Here is a 23,991-nt window from a genome sequence, read left to right on the forward strand (position 1 = left end):
CGCGCCTCAGCTCGACAGGTTGATCTTGCCCGCGAGCGCCTTGAAGAACTCGCTCTCCCTGGCCATCACCGCCTCGAGCGCCGCGTCGTCGGCATAGGTGTCGGTGCTGAAGTGCAGCTTGGTCAGCGCCTCGAGCCAGGCGGGCTCCTTCACGGCCTTCGCGACCGCGCCCGTGAGCACCGCGATCACGTCGTCGGGCGTGCCGCGCGGCGCCGACAGGCCGCGCCAGATGCCGATCGACAGGTCGATGTTGCGTTCCTTGAGCGTCGGGATCTTCTCGAAGCCGTCGGCCACGCGCCGGTCGGCCATCACGGCCAGCGCCTTGAGCTTGCCCGCGGCCACGTAGCTCGACACCTCGGCCGTGCTCACGGTCACCGCGTCGATGTGGCCGCCGAGCAGCGCCAGCACCGCGGGCGCGCCGCCGGCATAGGGAATGTGGTTGAACTTCGCGCCGGTCTTCTCGGCCAGCGCGGCGGCCGCCATGTGCCAGGTCGAGCCATGGCCCGCATTGCCCACGCGGATGTTTGCGTCGCCCTTGCGCGCGGCCTCGAGGAACTGCTCGAGCGTGGCGTAGGGCGCATCGGCGCGCACCACCACCGCGGCCGGGTCGGCATTGAGCCGCGCGATCGGGCGCAGGTCCTTGTACGAGAACTTGGCCAGGCCCAGGTGGTTGAGAAAGGTCAGCTCGGTCGACGACAGCACGATGCGGTAGCCATCGGGTTTGGCGTTGACCACGTCGCCCAGCCCGAGCACGCCGCTGGCGCCGGGCTTGTTGATGACGACCACCGGCTGCGGCAGGTACTTGGCGACCGCCGCGCCGAAGGCCCGGCCCACCACGTCGGCGCCGCCACCGGCCTGCCAGGGCACGACCAGCTCGATCGGCCTGTGCGGATAGGCGCTGCCCTGCGCCCGTGCGAAGCCCGGCGCGAACAGCAGCGCACCCGAGAGCGCGGGGATGGCGCCGAGCCAGCGGCGGCGCGAGAGGTCGATGGTGCTCGTTTGCATGGTCTTGTCTCCGTCTCGTTGTGTTTCTTGCGTGTCTCAGTCCGCCGTCGCATCGGCCGCGGCATGCGCCGCGCCGAACGCGCCGCTGCTTCGCAGCACGGCGATGTGCTCGGCCGTCATGCCGATCTCGCCGAGCACCTGCTCGGTGTGCTGGCCCAGCAGCGGCGCCGGATGCCGCACCTGCTGCGGCGTGCCGCCGAGTTTGACCGGAAAGCCCAGGGCGCGTGTCTCGCCCTCCACAGGATGCTGGATCTTCAGCACCATGTTGCGCGCCACCGCCTGTTCGCTTGCCAGGGCTTCGGCGTAGTCGTAGATCGGCGCGGCCGGCACGCCCGCGGCCAGCAGCGCGTCGACCCATTCGGTGGCGGTGCGGCGCGCGAACTCGCGTTCCAGCTCCTCGATCAGCACCACGCGGTTGCGGATGCGCAGCACGTTGTCGGTGAAGCGCGCGTCGCGCACCAGGTCCTCGCGCCCGATCACGCCGCACAGCGCGGTCCAGAGCTTGGGGTTGGCCGCGCCGATGACGAAGGGCCGGTCGGAGGCGCGCACCGCCTGGTAGGGCGCGCTCATGCGGTTGGCGCTGCCGATCGGCGTGGGCACCTGGCCCGTGCCCCAGTATTCGGCCGACTCCCACACCGACAGGCCCAGCGCGGTCTCGAACAGCGAGGCATCGACGAACTGGCCCTCGCCCGTGAGGCCGCGGCCGATCACCGCGCTGAGGATGCCGTAGGCCGCGAACAGGCCCGCGCCCAGGTCGGCCAGCGGTATCGCCGACTTCACCGGCGGCTCGCCCGGATGGCCCATCACGCTCATCACGCCGGTCATGGCCTGCGCGATCAGGTCCAGGCCCGGGCGCCTGGCCCAGGGGCCGGTCTGGCCGAAGCCCGAGATGCTCGCGTACACCAGCCGCGGGTTGAGCTGGCGCAGGGTCTCGTAGTCGATCTTCAGCCGCGCGGCCACGCCGGGGCGGTTGTTCTCGACCAGCACGTCGGCCTCCTTCACGAGGGCGTAGAAGGCCTCGAGGCCGGCCGGGTTCTTGAGGTCGATCTCGATGCTGCGCTTGTTGCGGTTGAGCGCGAGGAAGCCGCCGCTGTCGGCGCCCTTGAGGCGAAAGCCCATCGAGCGGCGGGTCTGGTCGCCGATGCCGGGCGTCTCGACCTTGATGACGTCCGCGCCCATGTCGCCGAGCAGCATGCAGCAGAAGGGGCCGGCCATGATCTGGCTGACGTCGAGGACCTTGATGCGGGAAAGGGGAAGGGTCACGCGGGGACTCCGGATCTGAAAGGAGGGTGGCGGGCTCAGCGGCCCGTGAAGACCGGCTTGCCCTTGGCCAGGAAGGCCTGGAAGCCGATGCGGAAGTCCTCGGTGTCGAAGCAGGCGTAGGCCTCGGCGTTCTCCTCGGCCGACAGCGGCGCGGGCTGCGCGAGCCGGCGCACGAACTTCTTGTGCCAGCGCGCCACCAGCGGCGCGCCGTTGGCGATGCGCCGCGCGGTGGCGTAGCCCTGCTCGAGCACCGCGGCGTCGTCGACCACGCGGTTCACCAGGCGCTTCTCGAAGGCCTCCCTGGCATCGAACACGCGGCCCTCGAGCACGATCTCGAGCGCGGTCGCGCCGCCGACCAGGTCGACCAGCCCGCCGAGCTCGCCGTACGACATCACCAGGCCGAGCTTGTTGACCGGCACGCCGAAGCGGCTCGAGCTGCCGCAGATGCGCATGTCGCAGACGGTGGCGATCTCGAGCCCGCCGCCCACGCAGGCGCCCTCGATCACTGCGAGCGTGGGGTGCTTGCTGGTGGCGATCGCATGCATCGCGCGGTGCGTGACCTCGGCATAGGCGGCGGCCTGCGCCGCATTGGCGCGGCTGCGCTGGAACTCCTCGATGTCGGCGCCGGCCGAGAAGGCCTTGCCGCCGGCGCCGCGCAGCACCACGCAGCGCAGCGCGTCGTCGGCCGAGAGTTCGGCGAAGGCATCGGCCAGGCCCTGCCACATGACCTGGTCCATGGCATTCATCTTGTCGGGCTTGTTGAGGGTCACGGTCGCGATGCGGTCGTCGCGCTCGACCAGGATGAGCGAGGTCATGTCGGCTTGTCTCTTTCGTAGGGGGCGGGTTGCGAACGGGCCGAAGTCTAGGGAGCGGTCCGCGCGCGGCCAAACGAAAAAAACTGGGGCGGTCTTCAAGAAAAACTCGGCCCTGGCAGGGGGTGTCGGCTTGTGAATTTTTCTCGCCCGGACTTCAAGTAAATCCACGTTGCCGCCCCCGGCACCCGTTCCTAGACTCGCGGCCCACGACGACCGGCACCGCTTCGAGCGATACGTCGGCACTCCGGACAACCGCCGAGACAAGGAGCCAGCGCATGGCGCTCATCAACTACATCACCCAGATCCAGATCGACTTCGGCGCCGTGCAGCTGCTGGCGCAGGAGTGCGACCGCCTCGGCATCCGCCGAGCGCTGGTCGTGACCGACGCCGGCGTGCGCGCCGCGGGCGTGCTCGAACGCGTGACCGCGCAGCTCGGCGCGGGCCGTGAATTCGTCGTGTTCGACGGCACGCCCTCCAACCCCACCGAGCGCGCGATGCGCGCGGCCGTGGCGCTCTATGCCGAGCACCGCTGCGACGGCATCGTCGCTGTCGGTGGCGGCTCGCCGATCGACCTCGCCAAGGGCGTGGCCGTGTGCGCCACGCACGAGGGGCCGCTGAAGTCCTTCGCGGCCATCGAGGGCGGCGTGGCGCGCATCACCGCGGCCACCGCGCCGGTGATCGCCGTGCCCACCACGGCCGGCACCGGCAGCGAGGTGGGCCGCGGCGCGGTGCTGATCCTCGACGACGGCCGCAAGGTCGGCGTGCTCTCGCCGCACCTGGTGCCGCGCGTCGCGCTGTGCGATCCCGAACTCACGCTGGGCCTGCCGCCGATGCTGACCGCCGCCACCGGCATGGACGCGATCGCGCACTGCATGGAGACCTTCATGGCGCCGGCCTTCAACCCGCCGGCCGACGGCATCGCGCTCGACGGCCTGCGCCGCGCCTGGCGCCATATCGAGCGCGCCACCGCCACGCCCGGCGACCGCGAGGCGCGCCTGAACATGATGAGCGCCTCGATGCAGGGCGCGCTCGCGTTCCAGAAGGGGCTGGGCTGCGTGCACAGCCTCAGCCATTCGCTCGGCGGCATCGCGCCGCGCCTGCACCACGGCACGCTCAACGCGATCCTGCTGCCGGCCGTGATCCGCTTCAACGCGCAGGCCGAGTCGATGCGCAGGGACGAGCGCCTCGCGCGCATGGCGCAGGCCATGGGCCTGGGCCGCGGCGACGAGGTGGCACCGGCCGTCGCGGCCATGAGCGCGCGCCTCGGCCTGCCCACCGGCCTGGCCGCGCTCGACGTCTCGCCCGACCTGTTCCCGCGCGTGATCGAAGGCGCGCTCAAGGACCACTGCCACAAGACCAATCCGCGCGAAGCCAGCGTGGCCGACTACCAGGCCCTGCTGGCCGAGTCGATGTAGGCCTCGAAAAGAACACAAGGAGACAACGCCATGCAACGCCGCCGCTTCATCGCATCGACACTGGCCGCCGGCGCGGCCCTGCCTTTCGCCACCGTGCGCGCGCAGACCGCGCCGCTGCCCACCGCGCCCGTGCGCATCGTCGTCGGCTTTCCGCCGGGCGGCGGCACCGACGTGATGGCGCGCGTGATGGCGCAGAAGCTCGCCACCCTGTGGGGCGTGCCGGTCACGGTCGAGAACAAGGCCGGCGCGGGCGGCGTGATCGCCGCCGAGTACGTCGCGAAGCAGCCGAACAACGGCACCACGCTCTTGATGACCAACATCAGCAACCATGCGATCGCGCCCGCGCTCTATCCCACGCTGGGCTATGTGGTGGAGCGCGACTTCACGCCGCTGGTGCTGGTGGGCGTCACGCCGAACCTGCTGATCTGCAACCCCTCGAAGCCCGCGCGCACGGTCAAGGACCTGGTGGCGCTGTGCCGCGACAAGCCGGGCACCGTGACCTTCGGCTCCTCGGGCGCGGGCGCCTCGCAGCACCTGGCGATCGAACTCTTCAAGCTGCGCGCGGGCGTCGATGCGCTGCACGTGCCCTACCGCGGCTCGGGCCCGATGCTCACCGACCTGATCGGCGGCCAGATCGACTACAGCTTCGAGACCATGACCTCGGCCACGCCGCACGTGGCCAGCGGCAAGCTGGTGGCGATCGCGCAGACGCGGCCGCGGCGCTCGAAGGCGCATCCCGAGGTGCCCACCGTGGCCGAGCTCGGCTACCCGGGCTTCGATGCCAGCACCTGGTATGGCCTGGTCGGGCCGGCGCAGATGAACGCCGCGATGGTGCAGCGCATGAGCCAGGACTTCAACCGCGTGCTCGCCATGCCCGACGTGGCGGAGAAGCTCGCGAGCTACGGCGCCGAGGACGGCGGCGGCAGCGCCGCGAAGTTCGCCGAGTTCATCGGCACCGAGAAGGACAAGTGGGCCAAGGTGGTCAAGGAAGCCAAGGTCACGGTCTGAGCGGCGGCCCCGGAAGGCACGCGCCTTCCCCGAATTTCAACGACAGGAGACGACAACCATGCACAGGAATTTCAGGTCCCTGGCCGGCGTGCTGCTGGCCGCGCTGCTCGGCCTCGGCGCCGGCGGCGCCGCCGCGCAGGCGCCGGTCAAGCTGCGCTTCAGCCACACCGTGCCCGAGAGCGATTCGCAGCACAAGGCCGCGCTCGAGTTCGCGAAGCGCGTGAAGGAGCGCACCGGGGGCGCGGTGGAGATCCAGGTCTTCGCCAACAGCCAGCTCGGCAACGACGTGACGCTGGTGACCGGCGTGCGCAGCGGCACCATCGACATCGGCGCCACCGGCAACCCCTTCGTGACCGGCCTCGCGCCCAAGCTCAATGCGCTCGACCTGCCCTACCAGTTCGCCGATGCGCAGCAGGCCTACCGCACGCTCGACGGCCCGGTCGGCCGCTCGCTGCTCGACGAGCTCGGCACGCACCAGATCAAGGGCCTGGCCTTCTGGGAGATCGGCTTTCGCAGCCTGGGCAACAACAAGCGGCCGATCAACGGCGCGGCCGACATCAAGGGCCTGAAGATCCGAACCACGCCCAATCCCTCGCACCTCAAGGCCTTCCAGCTGCTGGGCGCGAACCCGCAGCCGATGCCCTTCGCCGAAGTGTTCGGCGCGCTCGAGTCGGGCGCGGTCGACGGGCAGGAGAACCCGCCCACGCTGATGCTGTCGTCGAAGATGTACGAGGTGCAGAAGTATCTCTCGCTCACGCGCCATGCCTACACGCCGCTGGTGGTGATCATGAACAAGGCGCGCTTCGATGCGCTCAAGCCCGAGTTCCAGAAGGCGATGCTCGAGGAGGCCGCAGCGGCCGCGAACTTCCAGCGCAAGCTCAACAACGACGGCGAGAAGGACGCGATCGCCCAGCTGCGCGCCAAGGGCATGCAGATCAACGAGACGCCCGACGTCGCGAGCATCCGCCAGGTGGTGCGCGAGGAGACGCGCAGGATGTACGTCGAGAAGAACGGCGACGCGGTGCTCAAGGCGATGGACGCGCAGCCGTGAGCGCCGTGCTTCCCGCCGCCATCGTCGACGCGCACCACCACCTGTGGCACCTGGGCGAGGGCCACTTCCCGTGGCTGCAGGACGGCTACGACGCCGGGGCCTTCTTCCTCGGCGACTACGCGGTGCTGCGGCGCGACTTCGGCGTGGCCGACTACCGCGCCGCCACCGAAGGCCTGCCGGTGGTGGCCACGGTGCATGTGGAGGCCGAGCGCTCGCGCGCCGAGTCGCTGGCCGAGACGCGCTGGCTGCATGCCGTCCACGCGACGCACGGCTTTCCGAATGCCGTGGTGGCCAATGTCGAATTCCTCGCGAGCGATGCCGAAGCGCAGATGCGCGCGCAGGCCGAATGGCCGCTGGTGCGCGGCGTGCGCTGCAAGCCGCGCATCTCGCGCGGCCCCGATCACAGCGTGCGCGGCGAGCCCGGCACCCTGCAGGACGAACGCTGGTGCGCGGGCCTGGGCCTCTTGCGCGACAACGGCCTGCTGTGGGACGTGCGCGTGCCCTACTGGCACCTGGAGGAAGCGGCCGAGGCCGTCGCGCGCTTTCCGGGCCTGCGCGTGGCGATCGAGCATGCGGGCCTGCCCTGGGACCGCAGCGAGGCCGGCCTCGCGCACTGGCGGCGCGGCATGCGCGCGCTCGCGGCGCTGCCCGAGGTGATGGTCAAGCTCTCGGAGTTCGGTCTGCCCGATGCGCCCTGGAGCGCGGACAGCAACGTGCGCGTGGTGCGCGAGACGGTCGAGATCTTCGGCGCCGGGCGTTGCATGTTCGCGAGCAACCTGCCGGTGTCGGGCCTGCGCGCGTCCATGGCCGAGGTGGTGCGCGCGGTGGCCGAGGGGCTGAACGGCCTCGACGACGCGGCGCGCGACGCGGTCTGGCGCGGCAACGTCTTGCGCTTCTACCGCATCGACACGGCCGGCCCGGGGCGCTGAGGCGGCCGGGTGCAAGAACCAACCACAACAGGAGACCCCCCATGCTTTCCCGCCTCTTCGAGCGCGGCGCCAACGTGTTGATGATCGCGATGATGGCCGTGATGGTCGCGCTCGTGTTCGGCAACGTCGTGCTGCGCTACGCCTTCAACTCCGGCATCGTGTTCTCGGAGGAAGCCTCGCGCTTCGTCTTCATGTGGCTCACGCTGGTCGGCGCGCTGCTGGTGATGAAGGACAACGCGCACCTGGGCATGTCGACCGTCGTCGCGCGGCTCGGCGAGCGCGGCCAGCGCTTCTGTCGAGGCGTGGCCGACCTCGGCGCGCTGGCCTGCTGCCTGCTGCTCGCGCACGGCAGCTGGAAGCTGGTGGTGATCGGCATGGACGACCGCGCACCGGTCACCGGCGTGCCGATCGGCCTGGTCTATGCCTGCCTGCTGGTCAGCAGCGTGGGCATGGCGCTGATGCTGGTCGGCTCGCTGTGGCGCCTCTGCACGGGCCGCATGGCGCGCGAGGAACTGGTCAACGACACCGGCAGCGCGGGCGAGTGAGCGCGAACTAAAAGAACACGGGACATCCATGACCATCTTCGTCTTCATCGCCTCGCTGCTCGGGGCCATGGCCTTCGGCATGCCCATCGCCTTCGCGCTGCTCGTCTGCGGCGTCGCGCTGATGGTGCACCTGGGCAACTTCGACACCCAGATCCTCGCGCAGAACATGCTCGAGGGCGTCAACAACTATCCGCTGATGGCGGTGCCCTTCTTCATGCTGGCGGGCGAGCTGATGAACGCGGGCGGCCTGTCGGCGCGCATCGTCAAGGTGGCCGACGCGCTGGTCGGCCACGTGCGCGGCGGCCTGGGCTACGTGGCGATCATCGCTGCCACCGTGGTCGCGAGCATCTCGGGCTCCGCCGTGGCCGACACCGCCGCGGTCGCGGCGCTCTTGATACCGATGATGCGCAAGGCCGGCTACGACGTGCCGCGCGCGGCCGGCCTGATCGCCGCCGGCGGCATCATCGCGCCCGTGATCCCGCCCTCGATCGCCATCGTGGTGTTCGGCGTGGTGGCGCAGATATCGATCACCAAGCTGTTCCTCGCCGGCCTGTTCCCCGGGATCATGATGGCGCTCACGCTCACCGCCACCTGGTGGTTGTGCGCGAAGAAGGAGAAGAACGTCGCGGTGCGCAGCTTCAGCGCGGGCGGCCTGGGCCGCGCGCTGCTCGACGGCGTGTGGGCGCTGGTGCTGCCGCTGGTGATCATCGGTGGCATGAAGTTCGGCGTGTTCACGCCCACCGAGGCCGCCGTGGTGGCGGTGGTCTATGCCTTCGTGGTGGGCCGCTTCGTCTACCGCGAGCTCGAGATGCCGCGCCTGCCCGAGCTGGTGCTCAGCGCCGCCAAGACCTCGAGCACCGTTCTGTTCCTCGTGGCCTCGGCGCTGGTGTCGGCCTGGCTCATCACCATCGCCAACATCCCGGCCCAGGTGAGCGAACTGCTCGAGCCCTTCGTCGACAACAAGATCCTCTTGATGTTCGTGATCATGGTGCTGGTGATCATCGTGGGCACCGCGCTCGACCTGATGCCCACCGTGCTGATCATGACGCCGATCCTGATGCCCGTGATCCACAAGGCCGGCATCGACCCCGTGTACTTCGGCGTGATGTTCATCATGAACAATGCCATCGGCCTGCTCACGCCGCCGGTGGGCACCGTGCTCAACGTGGTGGCGGGTACTTCGCGCGTGAGCCTCGACCAGGTGATCCGGGGCGTGTGGCCCTTCCTGCTGTCGCTCACCGCGCTGATGTTCCTGTTCGTGCTGTTCCCGCAGCTCATCACCGTGCCGGCAAGCTGGCTGCGCTGACAAGGTGAGCGACAGGCCATGGCTCAGGGCCTGGCCAGCGGCACGATGCCCGCGAAAGCATCGGCCGCCGAGCGAAGCCATTGCGTGAACGCCGCGACCGCGGGCCGGTCGCCCGCGCCGCGCTGGCACAGCAGGTGGTAGCGGTACGGGCCGGCCAGATCGTCGGGCCAGGCCCGTGCCAGTTCGCCGCGCTGCAGCGCATCGCGCGCCAGAACGTCGGAAGCGAGCGCCACGCCCTGCCCCGTGGCCGCGGCATCGAGCGCGAGATAGCTGTGCGAGAAGCGCAAGGCGGGCGCTGGCCGCAGCGATGCACCGGGTGCCACGCCGTGGGCCGCGAACCACGCTTCCCAGCTGATCTGCTCGGGAATGCGCGGTTCGAACTCGTCGTGCAACAGCACGCTGCCCAGCAGATCGTGCGGCGACGCGGGCATGCCATGCCGTTCCAGCCAGCGCGGGCTCGCGACGGGATAGAAGGCCTCGTGCAGCAGCGGCTGCGCCTCCATTCCAGGATAGGGGCCGGTGCCGAGCCGGATCGCCACGTCGACGCGATCGCGCGCGAAGTCCACCGGGGCCACCGCGGCGAGCACGCGCACCTCGACCGCCGGATGCGCGGCGCGGAACTCGCCGAGCCGCGGCATCAGCCAGCGCGTCACGAACGAGGGCATGGCGCTCACCGTCACTTCGCTGGCGCCTTCCGCATGCTGGCGCCAGCGCATCGATACGCGCTCGAGTTCCTCGAGCAGCGGCGCGACGCCGCGCAGGTAGGCCTGCCCGATGTCGGTGAGTTCGACCGAGCGGGGCGTGCGCAGGAACAGCGGCAGGCCGAGCCAGTCCTCGAGCTGCCGCACCTGATGGGCCACCGCGCCGGCCGAGACGAAGAGTTCCGACGCGGCCTTGGCGAAGCTGCCATGGCGCGCGGCGGCCTCGAACACGCGCACCGACAGCATGGGTGGAAGCTGGCGTGCCATGGCTATCTCTCCAGGTTCAGGGGTGGGGAAGAACGATCGGCGGGACATGGCGAGCGCGAATCGCTTTGCGGCTGAGGCCCCAAAGCTTTGGTTTGTCCGCGTGGACCTGCATTCCTATGCTTCATCGCAGTGATCCGCTTCAACTTTTCTTCACGCAACAACACAGAGGACAGACGATGGACCTTCAGATCCATGGCCAGGCCAACGCGAGCCTGCCCGCCGCCTACCGGCAGGTGCTGGTGTCGTGGTCGGTACAGGGCGGGCTCAACCCGCCCGTCATCACGCATGCCAAGGGCTGCCATTTCCACGACACGAACGGCAAGGCCTATCTCGACATGACCAGCGGCTACGTGGCGGTGCCGCTGGGCCACGGGCATCCGAAGGTGGTGCGCGCGATCCAGCAGCAGGCCGAACGGCTGTGCTGGGTGGCTTCGAGCTACTTCAACGACGTGCGCGCCGAATACGCCGAGTTGCTGAACCGCATCTCGCCGTGGAGCGAGGGGCTGCGCGTGCACTTCGCGAGCGGCGGTGGCGAGGCCAACGACGATGCGGTGAAGATCGCGCGCCTCGTCACGCGGCGGCCCAAGGTGCTGACCGCCTACCGCTCCTACCATGGCAGCACCATCGGCGGCAGCGCGCTGACGGGCGTGGACCGCTGGCGCGACCCGCTGCCGAACCTGCCGGGCATGGTGAAGTTCTTCACTCCCTATCCTTACCGCAGTCCGTTCCACACGCGCGAGCCGGCCGAGGAATCGCGGCGCGCGCTGCAGCATCTCGAGCAGGTGCTGTCGCACGAGGGCGCGCACAACGTCGCGGCCATCGTGCTCGAGCCGATGACGGGATCGAGCGGCATGGTGATCTATCCCGAGGGCTACCTGCAGGGCGTGCGCGCGCTGTGCGACCGCCACGGCATCCTGCTGGTCTACGACGAGGTGATGACCGGCTTCGGCCGCACCGGCGCCGCCTTCGCCGCGACGCGGCTCGGCGTGCTGCCCGACCTCATGTCCTTCGCCAAGGGCGCCAGCTCCTCGTACACGCCGCTGGGCGGGGTGCTGGTGCGCGAAGGCGTGGCGAGCCACTTCGACACCGAGCTGTTCGACGTGGGCCACACGCATGCGGGCCATGTGCTGGCCGTCGCGGGCGGCGTCGCCGCGCTGCGGGTCTACCTGGAGGAGGGATTGTTCGAGCGTGCCCTCGAGATCGAGGGCTGGCTGCGCGAGGGGCTCGGCGAACTGCAGCGCAGGCACCCGGTGGTGGGCGACGTGCGCGGGCTCGGCGCGCATTTCGGCCTCGAACTGGTGAAGGACCGCGAGACGCGCGAGCCGCTGGTGGAATGGCACCATCCCGGGGGCTCGGCGCCGATGAAGCTGTTCTACGGCGAGCTGATGAAGCGCGGTGTCCATGCCTATGGCCGCTACAACGTGGCGATGGTGTCGCCACCGTTCGTGATCACCCGCGAGGAACTGTCGCAGGGCCTGGAAGCCTTCGATGCCGCGTTGTCCGTGGTGGAGGCAGCGCTGTGAGCATCGTTTCGAACGCAGACTACGAAGACATCCGCTATGAAGAGAGGGACGGCGTCGCGCGCATCACCATCGATCGCCCCGCGCGCTACAACGCGCTGCGTGGCCGCACGGTGGAAGAGCTGCTGCACGCGATCGGCCGCGCCGGGTGGAGCCGCGACATCGGCGCGGTCGTGCTCGCCGGTGCCGGCGACAAGGCCTTCTGCACGGGAGGCGACCAGTCCGACCATGGCGAAGGGCAAGGCGGCTATGGCGGGCGCGGCACCATCGGCCTGCCGATGGACGAGCTGCAAAGCCTGATCCGCGACATCCCCAAGCCGGTGATCGCGCGCGTGCAGGGCTATGCGATCGGCGGCGGCAACGTGCTGGTCACGGTGTGCGACCTCGCCATCGCGAGCACCGACGCGGTCTTCGGCCAGGTCGGACCGAAGGTGGGCTCGGTCGATCCGGGCTTCGGCACCGCGCTGCTCGCGCGCGTGGCCGGCGAGAAGCGCGCGCGCGAGATGTGGTTTCTGTGTCGCCGCTACGGCGCCGACGAGGCGCTGGCCATGGGCCTGGTCAACCGCGTCGTTCCGCCCGACGAACTCGATGCGGAGGTGGAGCGCTGGTGTGCCGAGATCCTCGCGAAGAGCCCGACCGCCATCGCAATCGCGAAGCGCTCGTTCAATGCGGACTCCGAGAACATCCGCGCCATCGGCGCCCTGGGCTTCGAGGCGCTGGCGCTCTACTACGGCACGGCGGAATCGCGCGAAGGCGTGGAAGCCTTTCTCGCGAAGCGCGAGCCCGATTTCCGTGCCGCGCGCCGGCGCGGCGGCTGAGCCGGCAGGAACGGAGGACGAGGCATGGAATTCCCCGATCTCACGCTCTGGCGGCCCGATGCCGAACGCATCGCCTCGGCGCCACTCACCGCGCTCGCCCATCGCATGGGCCTGGCGGGTTATGACGAACTGCACCGTGCCTCGGCGGACGATCCGGCGAGCTACTGGCGCCACGTGCTGGCGCAGCTCGACATCGTCTGGGATGCGCCCTGGCAGCGCTTTCGCACCGACGCACCCGATGCCGCGCATCCGCGCTGGTTCGACGGCGGCCGGCTGAACTGGGTGCGCAGCGCATTGCGCTGGTCCTGCGATCCCGAGCGCGCGACGCAGCCCGCGCTGATCGCGGAGGCCGAGGACGGTCGCGTCGAAAGGATCAGCCACGCCGAACTCGCGCTGCGCGTGCGCCGCTTCGCCGGTGGCCTGCGCGCGATGGGCATCGCGCCCGGCGACCGCATCGGGCTGATGCTGCCGATGGGTGCGGAAGCGGCCATCGCCTTTCTCGCTATCGCCGCGCTGGGGGCCGTGTGCGTGCCGTTGTTCACCGGCTTCGGTGCCGAGGCCATCGTCTCGCGGCTCGAGCTCGCGCAGGCGCGCATGCTGATCGCGGCCGAGGCTTTCATGCGGCGCGGCCGCCGGGTGTCGGCGGCTGCGGCCGTCAACGAGGCGCTGGGGCGCCTGCCACTGCTGGCGCAGGTGGTGGTGCTCGGCGACGGCGACGCCATCGAGGGCCGCCGCGAGCTTCGGCGATGGGAAGAGGTCGCCTGCGCCGAGCCGGTCGCGGACTTCGTCTCGATGGATCCCAACGATCCCTTCATGATCGTTTTCACCTCGGGCACCACGGGCGCACCCAAGGGCACGGTGCATGTGCATGGCGGCTTCCCGCTCAAGATCGCGCACGACAGCGCCTTCCATTTCGAGCTGCGGGCCGGCGACACCTGGTGCTGGCCTTCGGACATGGGCTGGATCGTCGGGCCGATCACGGTCATCGGCGCGCTGATCGCCGGCGCCACGCTGCTGTGCTACGACGGGGCGCCCGACTTCCCCGACTGGTCGCGCTTCGCGTCGATGATCGAGCGGCATGGCGTGACGCATTTCGGCGCCTCGCCCACCCTGATCCGCAGCCTGGCGGCGCAGGCGGACGCGGCCACGCGAGGTGACCTGCGCAGCCTGCGCATGCTGATGGCGGCCGGCGAGGTGCTCGACCCCGAGCATTTCGAGTGGTTCTTCCGCCGCTTCGGTCGCGGCGCGCTGCCGCTCATCAACTACACGGGCGGGACGGAGGCGTCGGGCGCCATCCTCGCCAACGTGCCGGTGCGGCCGATCAAGGCCTCGGGCTTCAACAGCGCCTCGCCGGGCGTGCAGGCCTTCGCGGCCGACGACACCGGCGCGCGGGTGGTCGGGGTGCCCGGCGAACTGACGATCGCGCAGCCCTTCGTGGGCATGACGCAGGGCTTCTGGCGCGACGATGCACGCTACCTCGAGGCCTACTGGCAGGCGGTGCCGGGCCGCTGGGTGCATGGCGACCTGGTCTACGAGGATGGCGAAGGCCACTTCTTCGTGCTCGGCCGCTCGGACGACACGCTCAAGATCGCGGGCAAGCGGCTCGGGCCGGCCGAGGTCGAGGCCGTGCTGCTGGCCGCGCTCCCGCTGAAGGACGCCGCCGCGGTCGGCCTGCCCGATCCGGTGAAGGGACAGAAGCTGGTGCTGGTGCTGGTACCGCAGGCGGCGGGGGATGGGGCCCCGGACGGCGACGACCTGGCGGCGCGCGCGGCGGCTGCCATCGAAGCCGCTCTCGGCAAGCCCTTTCGGCCCGCGACCGTGCATTGCGTCGACGACCTGCCGCGTACGCGCAATGGCAAGGCGATGCGCCGGGTCATCCGCCGCGTGCTCGCGGGACAGCCGCCGGGCGATCTCTCGGCGCTCGAGAATCCCGGCGCGGTCGAGGCGATCCGGCGGCTCGCCGGCGCGCCCTGAGGGCGGGGGCCGTTCAGGCACGGCCCTCTTCCACCGCATGGCAGGCCACCTGCACGCCACGGATGCTCTGGAGCTTCGGCCGCTCGGCCGAGCAGCGCGCATTGGCATGCGGGCAGCGCGGATGGAAGGCGCAGCCCGCGGGCGGATTGAGCGGATTCGGCACCTCGCCCTGCACCGGCGTGCGCGCGCGCCCCGTGTGCTTCATCTGCGGGATCGCGTCGAGCAGCATGCGCGTGTACGGATGCTGCGGCGTCGAAAACAGCTTCTGCTTGTCCGCCACCTCCACCAGCCGCCCCAGGTACATCACGCCCACCTGGTCGGCCACGTGGCGCACCACCGCGAGGTTGTGCGAGATGAACAGGTAGGTCAGGCCCTGCTCGCGCTGCAGGTCCTTCATGATGTTGAGCACCTGCGCCTGCACGCTCACGTCCAGCGCCGAGGTGGGCTCGTCGCAGACCAGGAACTCCGGCTGCGTGGCCAGCGCGCGCGCGATCGAGATGCGTTGTCGCTGGCCGCCCGAGAACTGGTGCGGGTACTTGCTCATGTCCAGCGGCGACAGGCCCACCGACTGCAGCAGTTGGCCCACGCGCTCGCGCAGCTGGGCCTTGTCGCTCAAGATGCCGTGTTCGCGCAGCGGCTCGCCGATGATGTCCTCGACGATCCAGCGCGGGTTGAGGCTCGCGTAGGGGTCCTGGAAGATCATCTGGATGCGGCGGCGCAGCTTGCGGCCCTCGGCGGTCTTGAAGGCCGCGTGCGCGTCCTGGCCGTCGAACTGCAGCCCACCGCGCGTGGGCGCGTACAGGCCCACGAGCAGGCGCGCGACCGTGCTCTTGCCGCAGCCCGACTCGCCGACCAGCGCGAGCGTCTTGCCGCGCTCGATCGAGAAGCTCACGCCGTCGACCGCATGCAGCAGCACGCGCGGCTTGCGCTCGAGCACGCGGTTGAGCCAGGGCGGCGAAACGTCGAAGGTGCGCGCGAGGTCGTGGGCTTGGACGAGGGCTGTCATGGGAGGGCGAGGGAAGGGTGGGGGAGGAGAGGGCTTGCCTTGGTGCGCGCATGCAGCCAGCAAGCGGCATGCGTCGCGCCCGCGGCGATCAGTTCGGGCCGCTCCTGCGTGCAGCGCGCGAAGGCCTGGCCGCAGCGCGGATGGAAGGCGCAGCCGGGAGGAATCCGGTTCAGGCGCGGCATCGCGCCGTCGATCTGCGCGAGCCGGTCGGGCGACGAGTCCATGTCGGGAATCGAGGCCATCAGTCCGGCTGCGTAGGGATGGGCGGCGTGCCGCACCACGTCGTGCACCGGCCCGATCTCTGCCACGCGGCCGGCATAGAGCACGGCCACGCGGTCGCAGGCCTCGGCGATCACGCCCATGTCGTGGGTGATCAGCATCACGGCGGCGCCGCGCTCGCGGCAGATGCGCTGCAGCAGCGCGACGATCTGCGCCTGCACCGACACGTCGAGCGCGGTGGTCGGTTCGTCGGCCACGATCAGCACGGGCTCGGCCGCCAGCGCGAGCGCGATCACCACGCGCTGGCGCATGCCGCCCGAGAACTGGTGCGGGAAGTGATCGATGCGCTGTGCCGCGGCCGGGATGCCGGTCTCGTCGAGCAGCGCGATCGCGCGGGCACGGGCCTGCCGGGCATCGAGCCGCAGATGGGTGCGGATGGCCTCGGTCAGTTGCTGGCCGACGGTGAACAGCGGATTGAGCGAGGTCAGCGGGTCCTGGAAGATCGAGCCGATGCGGCGGCCGCGGATGTCGCGCATGGCCTCGTGATCGAGCTGGTCGATGCGCTCGCCCTGCAGCCGTATGCGGCCGCCCGCGATGCGTCCGGGCGGTTCGAGCAGGCCGATGATCGAGGCGCCCGTCAGCGACTTGCCGGCGCCCGACTCGCCGACCACGCCGAGAATCTCGCCCGGTGCGATGGAGAAGCTGACCGCGTCGAGCGCGCGCAGGGTGCCGCGGCGCCCGGGAAATTCGACCACCAGGTCTTCGACGTCGAGGATGTTCATGGAGTCCGTTCCTGGCGTGCTCATCGCAGCCTCGGGTTGAGCGCATCGCGCAGCCAGTCGCCCAGCAGATTCACGCTGAGCGCGACCGCGATCAGCATCAGGCCGGGGAAGAGCGCGATCCACCATTCTCCCGAGAACAGGTAGTTGTTGCCCACGCGGATCAAGGTGCCGAGCGAGGGCGAGGTGGGCGGCGCGCCGACGCCGAGGAAGGACAGGGTCGCCTCGGTCACGATGGCGGTCGAGACCTGGATGGTTGCGAGCACCAGCACCGGCCCGAGCACGTTGGGCAGCACATGGCGCCGCATGATGCGAAAGGGCGCGACGCCCGTGACCTGCGCGGCCTGCACGTATTCCTTGTGGCGCTCGGACAGGGTGGCGCCGCGCACGGTGCGCGCGTATTGCACCCAGCCGCTCAGCGAGATCGCGAGCACCAGCACGGCGAAGGCCACCGAGGCGTGCGCGTTCGGCAGCAGCGAGCGCGCCACCCCGGCGATCAGCAGCGCGGTGAGGATCGGCGGGAACGACAGCATGACGTCGCACACGCGCATGAGCAGCGCGTCGACCCAGCCGCCCGCGAAGCCGGCCAGCAATCCGAGCGCGACGCCGACCACGGCGGAGGCCGCGACCGAGGCCAGGCCCACGACCAGCGAGATGCGCAGGCCATGGATCACGGCCGACAGCATGTCGCGTCCCTGGTCGTCGGTGCCCAGCGGGTAGTTGGCACTGCCTTCCGGCGCCCATGCCGGCGGCAGCCGCGCATCGAGCAGCTCGAGCCGGGTCAGGTCGAAGGGATCGTGCGGCGACACCCAGCCCGCGAAGACGGCTGCCAGCAGGCAGCCGAGTGCGACCACCGCCGCCGCCATGGCGACCGGCGAGCTGCGAAAGCTGTGGCCGACATCGCTGTCGAGCCATCGGGTCCAGAGCTGTTTCATGGCGCGAGCAGGTCCTCGGCGAGTGCCGCGAACACGCCGCTGCCGACCGGAATGGTGGCGTCGTTGAAGTCGTAGCGCGGGTGATGCAGGAAGCGGCCGTCGGTCATGCCCTGGCCGAGCCGGAAGTAGGCGCCCGGCCGCTGCTGCAGCATGAAGGCGAAATCCTCCGATCCCATGCTGGGCTCCATGTCGCGGACCACGTGGGCCTCGCCGACCACCCGGCATGCGACGCGCGCGAGCGCTTCGGCCGCCTCGGGGTGGTTGACGGTCGGTGGGTAGAGCTCCTCGTAGTGCACCTCGGCTTGGGCGCCGAAGGCCAGTGCCACGCGCTGCGCGGTCTCGATCAGGCGTTCGCGCAGCACGGCCTGCACCTGGGGCTTGAACCACTTGACCATGCCGTACAGCTGCGCGTGGTCCGGAATGACCGACAGGGCCTCGGGCGCGCCGGACTGGAAGGACTGGAAGCTGATGACCGCCGCATCGACCGGATTGACGTTGCGGCTCACGATGGTGTGCACCGCCGAGACGATCCCGGAGGCCACGAGGATCGGATCGATGGCCTGCTGCGGATGGGCGCCGTGCCCGCCGCGACCCTGCACGCGGATCGAGAAGCGGTCGATCGCCGCCATCATCGGCCCGGGGTTCAGCGCGATGGTGCCCGCGGGCAGCGAGGGCCAGTTGTGCAGCGCGAACACCTGCTGCGCGGGGAAGCGCTCGAACAGGCCGTCGCGGATCATCTCGCGCGCGCCGGCATGTCCTTCCTCGCCCGGCTGGAAGAAGAAGTAGACGGTGCCGTCGAAGTCGCGGGTCTGCGCCAGGTACTTCGCGGCGCCCAGCAGGATCGCGCAGTGCCCGTCGTGCCCGCAGCCGTGCATGCGGCCGGGGATGCACGAGCGGTAGGCCGGATCGCCGAGTTCCTGGATCGGCAGTGCGTCCATGTCGGCACGCAGGCCGATGCTGCGCCCGCTAGCCGTGGAACGGCCGTGCAGCACGCCGACCACGCCGGTGCGGCCCACGTGGCGGTGCACCTCGATGCCGAGCGCCTGCAGGAAGGCGGCGATGCGCGCGGCGGTGCGTTCCTCCTCGAAGCCGAGCTCGGGATGCGCGTGGAGGTCCTGCCGCAGCCGGGCCAGGTCGTCGTGGAACGCGCGCACCGCTTCGACGGTGCGCGCCATGGGAGGCGTGGGATTCATGCGGGCCGCTTTCAGGCTGTCTCGAGACGGGGATCGATCGCGACATAGAGGATGTCCACGACCAGGTTGATGCACACGTACATGGCCGCGACGAAGCACAGGTACGCGGCGATGACGGGCGTGTCGGCGAAGCCGATCGCATCGACGAACAGGGCGCCGAGGCCGGGCCACTGGAAGACGGTTTCGGTGACCACGGCGAAGGCGATGACCGCGCCCAGCTGCAGCCCCACGATCGTCACGACCGGCACCAGCGCATTGCGCAGCGCATGGCGGTAGAGGATCGCGCGCTCGCGGATGCCGCGCGCGCGGGCGAAGCGGATGTAGTCGGCGCGCAGCACCTCCATCATCTCGGCGCGCGCGAGCCGCACGATCAGGGCGAGCTGGAACAGCGCGAGCGTGACGGCCGGCATCGCGAGGTGCAGCCAGCCGTCGCGCGTGAGCAGCCCGCTCTTCCACCAGCCGATGGCCACCACCTCGCCGCGGCCGTAGGAAGGCAGGAGGCCGAGCGTGACGGAAAAGACCAGGATCAGCAGGATGCCGATCAGGAAGGTGGGCAGCGAGGCGCCCACCAGCGACAGCGCCATGGTGCTGCGCGCGAACCAGCTCCGCGGGCGCACCGCGCACGCGACGCCCAGGAACAGGCCGGCCACCACCGAGACCACGGCGGCGACCAGGCTGAGCTCGAGCGTGGCCGGCAGGCGCTCGGCCAGCAGTTCGCGCACCGGCCTGCCCTGGCGCAGCGACACGCCGAGATCGCCTTGCGCGAGCCGCGCCGAGAAGCGCGCGAACTGCAGCACGAAGGGGTCATCCAGCCGCAGCTCCTGGCGCACGCGCGCGCGGTCGGCATCGCTCGCATCGGGCCCCAGCATCTGCGTGACCGGGTCGCCCACGTGCTTGAACAGCCCGAAGGCGATGAACGCGACGGTGGCCAGCACCCCGACGGCCGCCAGCAGCCGGCGGATGAAGAACGCGAGCATCGGGCCTACCGGACGCTGATGAAGCGCAGGTTGACGCGGTTGTCGCTCTGCAGCGCCGCCTCGACGTTCTTGCGCATGCCCCAGGCCAGGCCCTGCTGGTAGAGCGGGATGTGGCCCACGTCGTTGCGGTGCAGGGTCATCGCCTGCGTGACCAGCCGCGTGCGCGCCTGCGGGTCCATCTCGGTCAGCACCTGGCCGATCAGCCGGTCGACCTCGGGATTGCTGTAGCGCCCGACGTTCCACTGGCCGGCCTTGCCGTCGCGCGTCGCCATCATCACGTTGAGGGTGTTGTAGGCGTCGAGGTTGACGGGCGTGTAGCCGAAGAAATTGAAGCTCGAGTCGCCCGCGCCCACCTTGGTGAAGAAGCGCGCGCCCGGCAATGCGTTGACCGCCACCTTCACGCCGATGCGCGAGAGCATGCCGGCGATCGCGGTGCAGACCTGCTCGTCGTTGACGTAGCGGTCGTTGGTGCAGTCGAGCGTGACTTCGAAGCCCGTCGGATAGCCGGCCTCGGCGAGCAGCTTCTTCGCGGCCGCGAGGTCGTAGGGAAAGGGTCGCGCCACCATGGCGGCGTCGACCGAGTTCACGCCGCGCGGCACGAGGATGCCCGTGGGCACCGCCGAGTCGCGCAGGATGCGCTTGCCGATCGCCTCGATGTCGATCGCCTGGTAGATCGCCAGCCGCACGCGGCGATCGGCGAAGGGATTCCTGCCCTTGACGCTCGCGTAGCGCAGTTCGGGGCTGGCCTGGTCCATCGAGAGGAACAGGTTGCGGATCTCGGGCCCCTGCAGCACCTTGTAGCCGGTCGAGGCCTCGACGCGCGGAATGTCCTGCAGCGGGATCGGGTAGGCGAAGTCGAGCTCGCCCGACAGCAGCGCCGCCACGCGGGTGGCCGCCGACGAGATCTTCACCATCGTCGCCTCGGTGATGTTGGTGCCGGGCTTGTCCCACCAGCCCGTGTGCGCCACCAGCACCGTGCGCACGTCGGGTTCGCGCACCGAGAGCTTGAAGGGGCCGGTGCCGTTGGTGTTGCGGGTCGCGAAGTTCTCGCTCTTCTGCCGCATGTCGGCCGGGCGCAGCGCGCCGTTCTTCTCGGCCCATGCCTTGGACATCACTTTGAGCTCGGGCAGCGACTGCAGCAGCGCCGCGTTGGGGAATTCGGTGACGACATCGACGGTCGTGGCGTCCACCGCCTTCACGTCGGCGATCGAGGCGGCGAACACCTTCATGTCCGATTCGGGCGTCATCGCGCGCTTGAGCGAGAACACCACGTCCTCGGCGGTCAGCAGGCTGCCGTCGTGGAAGCGCACGCCTTCGCGCAGGCGGAAGCGCCAGACGGTCGGTGCCGGCTGGGTCCACGACTGCGCGAGCGCGGGCTCGATGCGCTGCTCGCGGTCGCGCCGCACCAGTCCCTCGTAGATGTGGCCCAGCACGGTCATGGTCGGCCCGTGGTTGAAGGCATCCGGGTCCATGGTCGCGGCGTCGTCCTGCGACGCCCACTTGAACGCAACGGCGTGCGCGGAACAGCAAAGCACGAGGGCGAGAAGGCCGGCGAAGCGGCGAAGGGCCCGAGGCGGCATGATTGTCTCCAGTAAACGGTACGCACCGTATCTAAAACTTTAGAACGGTACGTACCGTATGTCAACAGGCATCGGAATGTCAGAATCGCGTCATGACCATGAAGGACACCCCCGCCGAGAGTTCCGAGCCCGTGGAGCAGGGACCGCGCGCCCGGCGCCGCCGGCAGCAGACGCACGACGCCATCCTCGAAGCGGCCCGCGAGGTGCTGCGCGTGCACGGCTATGCGCGTTTCGCGATGGAGCAGGTCGCGGCGCTGGCCGGCGTCTCGAAGACCTCGATCTACCGCCGCTGGCCGAACAAGGGAGCGCTGCTGATCGAGCTCTACATGGAGGGTCTGCCCGACACGGCCATCGTGGAGGACGCGGCCTCGCTCAAGAGCGAATTGCGCCGCTACCTGGTGTCGACGGTGGAGCGCGTGCAGGACCGTGAATGGCGCACGATCCTCAGTTCGCTCGTCGCGGAGGCGCAGTACGACCAGGCCACCGCCACCTTGCTGCGCGACAAGGTGGTGTTGCCGCGGCGCGAATCGGGCCTGCGCCTGCTGCGCAAGGCGCAGGAGCGCGGCGAGATCGCGGCCGATGTCGACCACGACATCGTGCTCGACCTGCTGTTCGGGCCGGTCTGGTATCGCCTGCTGTTCGAGCATGCCGAGCTCGATGCCGATTTCGCGGCGCGGTTGCTCGCGCAGGTCGAGCAGATGCTGTTCGTGCCCAAAGCCGCGGGCAAGGCTGCGCGAGGGGCCTAGCAGCCTCCGTGTTCTTCATCGCCTCGCGAGGCGAAGTTGCCGCTCATGCGCAGGGCGGCACCTCCGTGCGCCGATCTCGTCGGCTTGCACCGCGCGCCACATGATTGTTTTTGCCATGCGGATGCGGTCTTTCGCAATCGCTAGACGCGAAAACGCCCCGTAGCATCCGCGGACTTTTCGCAACTGCCTTGCAAGTGAGAGGCACCGGTTGCGACGAGGTCCAGGGTCGCATCCAAAACTTCAACGGAGACAAAGATCCATGCGGGGATTCAAGAAAAGACGCGTCTTACCATTGCTGGCTGTCCTGCTTCTTCAAGCGTGTGGCGGCGGTGGAGGAGGCGGCGGCGCCATCCAGATCGATCCGTCGGCGCTCGCCACGCCGCAGCCGCCACCGCCGCCTTCGGCAGGCACGGCATGCGCGGCACTGCGGGGTGCCAAGGTGGACAGTGCCGCGATCGGACTGCCGACCCAGGGCGCAACGGTCACCGAAGCGGCCCTCGTGCCGAGCGCGGGGCAGACGGGCGAGCATTGCATGCTCAAGGGCCGCATCGCTCCCGTCTCCGAAGGGGCGCAGGACATCATGTTCGCCCTCGTGCTTCCCACGAACTGGAACGGCAACGCGATGCACTTCGGTGGCGGCGGATTCGACGGCGTGGTCCCGGATCTCGTGGCCACGCCGCTGACATCGGGCGCGAGTCCGCTGCAGCGCGGATACGCCACTTTCGCCGGCGACTCGGGACATCAGGCACCTCCCACCGACCCTTTCTATACGGCCTTTGCATCGAACGACGAAATGCTCCGGAACTACGCCGGCGACGCCTTGAAGAAGACGCGCGACGTGGCGATGAAGCTGATCGGCCTGCGCTACGGGAAGGCACCGGCCAGGACCTATTTCATGGGCGGATCGAAGGGCGGCCACGAAGGCATGCAGGTGATGCAGAAATGGCCTTCCGACTACGACGGCGTGGTCACGTACTTTCCGGCCTATGCCTACATGCCGCAGATGATGACCATCCAGGTTGCCACGCGTGCGTTGTGGGGCGATGGCGGTGTTGGCTTCCTCAACCCGAAGAAGCTGCAGGCGCTGCGCACGGCCGAACTCGCGGCCTGCGATGCGCTCGATGGCGCCGTCGACGGCATTGTCGGCAACGTCGCCGCATGCACGTTCAAGCCGCAGAACCTGCGCTGCAAGGGCGGGGCGGATACGGGAGACGACTGCCTGTCCGATGCCCAGATCAGGACGGTCGACACGCTGCAATCGCGCACCGCGTTCTCCTACGCGTTCAAGAACGGCGCGACCAGCAATCCCGGCTTCCTGCCGTCCACGGACTACGCCTCGGTGCTCGGGGCGACCGCGACCTTTCCGGTTCCGCCGAATCCGCTGGTGCTGGGCAGCCTGGGGGCGTTGCCCGACGCCTTCATCCGCAATGCGGTGTTGATGGATCCTCTGGGTCTGTCGATCGGCCTCGATGGTGCGTCACCGGGAAGCTACCTGCCACGCATTCAGGAACTGTCCGAGGTCATGGACGCCACGAGCACGAGCATCGAGCCCTTCGTCGCGCGTGGCGGCAAATGGCTGCTGGTGCACGGCACCTCCGATCCGCTGATCCCCTTCCAGGGCTCGGTCGACTACTACAACGCGCTGCTGCTGAAGCTGGGCCGGCCCCAGGTCGACGCGTTCCTGCGCTTCTATCAGGTGCCGGGATACGGCCACGGCACCGGGCACTTCAATGCGACCGGCGGCGTGCCGGTGCTGGACGCACTGGAGGCCTGGGTGGAGCGCGGCAAGGCGCCGGGAGAGCTCATGGCGACCGATGCGAACCCCGCGACGGCCGGTCGCACCCGGCCGCTTTGCATCTACCCGAGCTGGCCGAAGTACAACGGCTCCGGCGAATTGAACGCCGCGTCCAGCTATCGCTGCGCCACGAGCTAGCCGGTG

21 protein-coding genes are annotated in these 23,991 nt (G+C 69.8%); 11 read left to right on the top strand and 10 right to left on the bottom strand.

The genetic code is table 11. The features are described 5' to 3' along the window. Nucleotides 1–6 precede the first annotated feature (6 nt). From AC1HIL_RS37745 to AC1HIL_RS37755, 3 genes are read right to left on the bottom strand one after another with little or no spacing between them, the layout of a single operon-like run. Nucleotides 7–1,005 carry a Bug family tripartite tricarboxylate transporter substrate binding protein gene (locus tag AC1HIL_RS37745; RefSeq protein WP_479668635.1) on the bottom strand — a complete coding sequence of 333 codons (999 nt, stop codon included), beginning with the start codon at nucleotides 1,003–1,005 and terminating at the stop codon, nucleotides 7–9. Between the two features lie 36 nt (nucleotides 1,006–1,041). Further along, nucleotides 1,042–2,268, bottom strand: coding sequence for a CaiB/BaiF CoA transferase family protein (locus AC1HIL_RS37750; RefSeq protein WP_082322222.1), 1,227 nt, complete (start codon nucleotides 2,266–2,268; stop codon nucleotides 1,042–1,044). Nucleotides 2,269–2,303: 35 nt separating this feature from the next. Continuing rightward, nucleotides 2,304–3,083 (bottom strand): enoyl-CoA hydratase/isomerase family protein, encoded by a 780-nt coding sequence (locus tag AC1HIL_RS37755; RefSeq protein ID WP_479668634.1) that lies wholly within the window; start codon nucleotides 3,081–3,083, stop codon nucleotides 2,304–2,306. A 275-nt stretch (nucleotides 3,084–3,358) separates the two neighbouring features. Here AC1HIL_RS37755 and AC1HIL_RS37760 point away from each other — a divergent pair, with 275 nt between their 5' ends. From AC1HIL_RS37760 to AC1HIL_RS37785, 6 genes are read left to right on the top strand one after another with little or no spacing between them, the layout of a single operon-like run. Continuing rightward, on the top strand, nucleotides 3,359–4,498 hold the full coding sequence (locus tag AC1HIL_RS37760; RefSeq protein ID WP_479668633.1) for an iron-containing alcohol dehydrogenase: 1,140 nt from the start codon (nucleotides 3,359–3,361) through the stop codon (nucleotides 4,496–4,498). Between the two features lie 30 nt (nucleotides 4,499–4,528). Beyond that, the gene (locus AC1HIL_RS37765; RefSeq protein WP_479668632.1) at nucleotides 4,529–5,506 is read left to right on the top strand and encodes a Bug family tripartite tricarboxylate transporter substrate binding protein; all 978 of its coding nucleotides are present in this window, start codon (nucleotides 4,529–4,531) and stop codon (nucleotides 5,504–5,506) included. A gap of 58 nt (nucleotides 5,507–5,564) precedes the next feature. After that, nucleotides 5,565–6,557 carry a TRAP transporter substrate-binding protein gene (locus tag AC1HIL_RS37770; RefSeq protein ID WP_413764873.1) on the top strand — a complete coding sequence of 331 codons (993 nt, stop codon included), beginning with the start codon at nucleotides 5,565–5,567 and terminating at the stop codon, nucleotides 6,555–6,557. After that, nucleotides 6,554–7,486 carry an amidohydrolase family protein gene (locus AC1HIL_RS37775; protein WP_479668631.1) on the top strand — a complete coding sequence of 311 codons (933 nt, stop codon included), beginning with the start codon at nucleotides 6,554–6,556 and terminating at the stop codon, nucleotides 7,484–7,486. Before AC1HIL_RS37770 ends, AC1HIL_RS37775 begins: the two co-directional genes overlap by 4 nt. Nucleotides 7,487–7,527: 41 nt before the next feature. Next, complete coding sequence (locus AC1HIL_RS37780) at nucleotides 7,528–8,031, top strand: TRAP transporter small permease (protein ID WP_057597085.1); 504 nt, start codon at nucleotides 7,528–7,530, stop codon at nucleotides 8,029–8,031. 28 nt (nucleotides 8,032–8,059) lie between these two features. Next, nucleotides 8,060–9,337 carry a TRAP transporter large permease subunit gene (locus AC1HIL_RS37785; protein WP_057597086.1) on the top strand — a complete coding sequence of 426 codons (1,278 nt, stop codon included), beginning with the start codon at nucleotides 8,060–8,062 and terminating at the stop codon, nucleotides 9,335–9,337. Between the two features lie 23 nt (nucleotides 9,338–9,360). Here the strand turns inward: AC1HIL_RS37785 and gcvA are convergent, their stop codons facing one another. Beyond that, nucleotides 9,361–10,305 (bottom strand): transcriptional regulator GcvA, encoded by a 945-nt coding sequence (gene gcvA / locus AC1HIL_RS37790; RefSeq protein ID WP_479668630.1) that lies wholly within the window; start codon nucleotides 10,303–10,305, stop codon nucleotides 9,361–9,363. Nucleotides 10,306–10,481: 176 nt separating this feature from the next. Here gcvA and AC1HIL_RS37795 point away from each other — a divergent pair, with 176 nt between their 5' ends. The 3 genes from AC1HIL_RS37795 to AC1HIL_RS37805 are packed head-to-tail and all read left to right on the top strand — an operon-like array spanning nucleotide 10,482 to nucleotide 14,617. Next, the gene (locus tag AC1HIL_RS37795) at nucleotides 10,482–11,828 is read left to right on the top strand and encodes an aminotransferase class III-fold pyridoxal phosphate-dependent enzyme (protein WP_057597089.1); all 1,347 of its coding nucleotides are present in this window, start codon (nucleotides 10,482–10,484) and stop codon (nucleotides 11,826–11,828) included. Nucleotides 11,829–11,830: 2 nt separating this feature from the next. Continuing rightward, entirely contained in the window at nucleotides 11,831–12,643 is an 813-nt protein-coding gene (locus AC1HIL_RS37800) for an enoyl-CoA hydratase-related protein (protein WP_057597094.1), read from the top strand. A gap of 24 nt (nucleotides 12,644–12,667) precedes the next feature. Beyond that, a complete protein-coding gene (locus tag AC1HIL_RS37805) occupies nucleotides 12,668–14,617 on the top strand; it encodes an AMP-binding protein (protein WP_479668629.1) in 1,950 nt (649 codons plus the stop codon). A 13-nt stretch (nucleotides 14,618–14,630) separates the two neighbouring features. On the opposite strand, the gene AC1HIL_RS37810 is transcribed toward AC1HIL_RS37805, so the two are convergent. Genes AC1HIL_RS37810 through AC1HIL_RS37835 form a run of 6 tightly spaced genes read right to left on the bottom strand, consistent with a single transcriptional unit; the run spans nucleotide 14,631 to nucleotide 21,198 of the window. Then, nucleotides 14,631–15,623 (bottom strand): ABC transporter ATP-binding protein, encoded by a 993-nt coding sequence (locus AC1HIL_RS37810; RefSeq protein ID WP_479668628.1) that lies wholly within the window; start codon nucleotides 15,621–15,623, stop codon nucleotides 14,631–14,633. Next, entirely contained in the window at nucleotides 15,620–16,624 is a 1,005-nt protein-coding gene (locus AC1HIL_RS37815) for an ABC transporter ATP-binding protein (RefSeq protein WP_479668627.1), read from the bottom strand. The genes AC1HIL_RS37810 and AC1HIL_RS37815 overlap by 4 nt, the downstream gene beginning before the upstream one ends. A gap of 20 nt (nucleotides 16,625–16,644) precedes the next feature. After that, nucleotides 16,645–17,556: an ABC transporter permease gene (locus AC1HIL_RS37820; protein ID WP_479668626.1), complete on the bottom strand. Its 912-nt coding sequence runs from the start codon at nucleotides 17,554–17,556 to the stop codon at nucleotides 16,645–16,647. Next, nucleotides 17,553–18,749 (bottom strand): M20 aminoacylase family protein, encoded by a 1,197-nt coding sequence (locus AC1HIL_RS37825; RefSeq protein ID WP_479668625.1) that lies wholly within the window; start codon nucleotides 18,747–18,749, stop codon nucleotides 17,553–17,555. The genes AC1HIL_RS37820 and AC1HIL_RS37825 overlap by 4 nt, the downstream gene beginning before the upstream one ends. Nucleotides 18,750–18,760: 11 nt before the next feature. Then, the gene (locus tag AC1HIL_RS37830; RefSeq protein WP_479668624.1) at nucleotides 18,761–19,726 is read right to left on the bottom strand and encodes an ABC transporter permease; all 966 of its coding nucleotides are present in this window, start codon (nucleotides 19,724–19,726) and stop codon (nucleotides 18,761–18,763) included. A gap of 5 nt (nucleotides 19,727–19,731) precedes the next feature. Beyond that, nucleotides 19,732–21,198 carry an ABC transporter substrate-binding protein gene (locus tag AC1HIL_RS37835; protein WP_479668623.1) on the bottom strand — a complete coding sequence of 489 codons (1,467 nt, stop codon included), beginning with the start codon at nucleotides 21,196–21,198 and terminating at the stop codon, nucleotides 19,732–19,734. A gap of 206 nt (nucleotides 21,199–21,404) precedes the next feature. Here AC1HIL_RS37835 and AC1HIL_RS37840 point away from each other — a divergent pair, with 206 nt between their 5' ends. Together AC1HIL_RS37840 and AC1HIL_RS37845 are read left to right on the top strand one after the other, a co-directional pair. Further along, nucleotides 21,405–22,052, top strand: a complete 648-nt coding sequence (locus tag AC1HIL_RS37840; RefSeq protein WP_479668622.1) for a TetR/AcrR family transcriptional regulator — start codon at nucleotides 21,405–21,407, stop codon at nucleotides 22,050–22,052. Nucleotides 22,053–22,311: 259 nt separating this feature from the next. Then, nucleotides 22,312–23,985, top strand: coding sequence for a tannase/feruloyl esterase family alpha/beta hydrolase (locus AC1HIL_RS37845; RefSeq protein WP_479668621.1), 1,674 nt, complete (start codon nucleotides 22,312–22,314; stop codon nucleotides 23,983–23,985). The last annotated feature ends 6 nt before the right edge of the window (nucleotides 23,986–23,991 follow it).

The sequence above is a fragment of the Variovorax sp. ISS6 genome (genome assembly GCF_056523145.1).

What these genes read in the sequence shown, in the direction of transcription:
- AC1HIL_RS37785 (WP_057597086.1), top strand. Translation starts at nt 8,060, where the DNA reads ATGACCATCTTCGTCTTCATCGCCTCGCTGCTCGGGGCCATGGCCTTC.
- AC1HIL_RS37830 (WP_479668624.1), bottom strand. Translation starts at nt 19,726, where the DNA reads ATGCTCGCGTTCTTCATCCGCCGGCTGCTGGCGGCCGTCGGGGTGCTG.
- AC1HIL_RS37805 (WP_479668629.1), top strand. Translation starts at nt 12,668, where the DNA reads ATGGAATTCCCCGATCTCACGCTCTGGCGGCCCGATGCCGAACGCATC.
- AC1HIL_RS37780 (WP_057597085.1), top strand. Translation starts at nt 7,528, where the DNA reads ATGCTTTCCCGCCTCTTCGAGCGCGGCGCCAACGTGTTGATGATCGCG.
- AC1HIL_RS37815 (WP_479668627.1), bottom strand. Translation starts at nt 16,624, where the DNA reads ATGAACATCCTCGACGTCGAAGACCTGGTGGTCGAATTTCCCGGGCGC.
- AC1HIL_RS37835 (WP_479668623.1), bottom strand. Translation starts at nt 21,198, where the DNA reads ATGGACCCGGATGCCTTCAACCACGGGCCGACCATGACCGTGCTGGGC.
- AC1HIL_RS37820 (WP_479668626.1), bottom strand. Translation starts at nt 17,556, where the DNA reads ATGAAACAGCTCTGGACCCGATGGCTCGACAGCGATGTCGGCCACAGC.
- gcvA (WP_479668630.1), bottom strand. Translation starts at nt 10,305, where the DNA reads ATGGCACGCCAGCTTCCACCCATGCTGTCGGTGCGCGTGTTCGAGGCC.
- AC1HIL_RS37795 (WP_057597089.1), top strand. Translation starts at nt 10,482, where the DNA reads ATGGACCTTCAGATCCATGGCCAGGCCAACGCGAGCCTGCCCGCCGCC.
- AC1HIL_RS37840 (WP_479668622.1), top strand. Translation starts at nt 21,405, where the DNA reads ATGAAGGACACCCCCGCCGAGAGTTCCGAGCCCGTGGAGCAGGGACCG.
- AC1HIL_RS37755 (WP_479668634.1), bottom strand. Translation starts at nt 3,083, where the DNA reads ATGACCTCGCTCATCCTGGTCGAGCGCGACGACCGCATCGCGACCGTG.
- AC1HIL_RS37760 (WP_479668633.1), top strand. Translation starts at nt 3,359, where the DNA reads ATGGCGCTCATCAACTACATCACCCAGATCCAGATCGACTTCGGCGCC.
- AC1HIL_RS37765 (WP_479668632.1), top strand. Translation starts at nt 4,529, where the DNA reads ATGCAACGCCGCCGCTTCATCGCATCGACACTGGCCGCCGGCGCGGCC.
- AC1HIL_RS37770 (WP_413764873.1), top strand. Translation starts at nt 5,565, where the DNA reads ATGCACAGGAATTTCAGGTCCCTGGCCGGCGTGCTGCTGGCCGCGCTG.
- AC1HIL_RS37845 (WP_479668621.1), top strand. Translation starts at nt 22,312, where the DNA reads ATGCGGGGATTCAAGAAAAGACGCGTCTTACCATTGCTGGCTGTCCTG.
- AC1HIL_RS37810 (WP_479668628.1), bottom strand. Translation starts at nt 15,623, where the DNA reads ATGACAGCCCTCGTCCAAGCCCACGACCTCGCGCGCACCTTCGACGTT.
- AC1HIL_RS37745 (WP_479668635.1), bottom strand. Translation starts at nt 1,005, where the DNA reads ATGCAAACGAGCACCATCGACCTCTCGCGCCGCCGCTGGCTCGGCGCC.
- AC1HIL_RS37825 (WP_479668625.1), bottom strand. Translation starts at nt 18,749, where the DNA reads ATGAATCCCACGCCTCCCATGGCGCGCACCGTCGAAGCGGTGCGCGCG.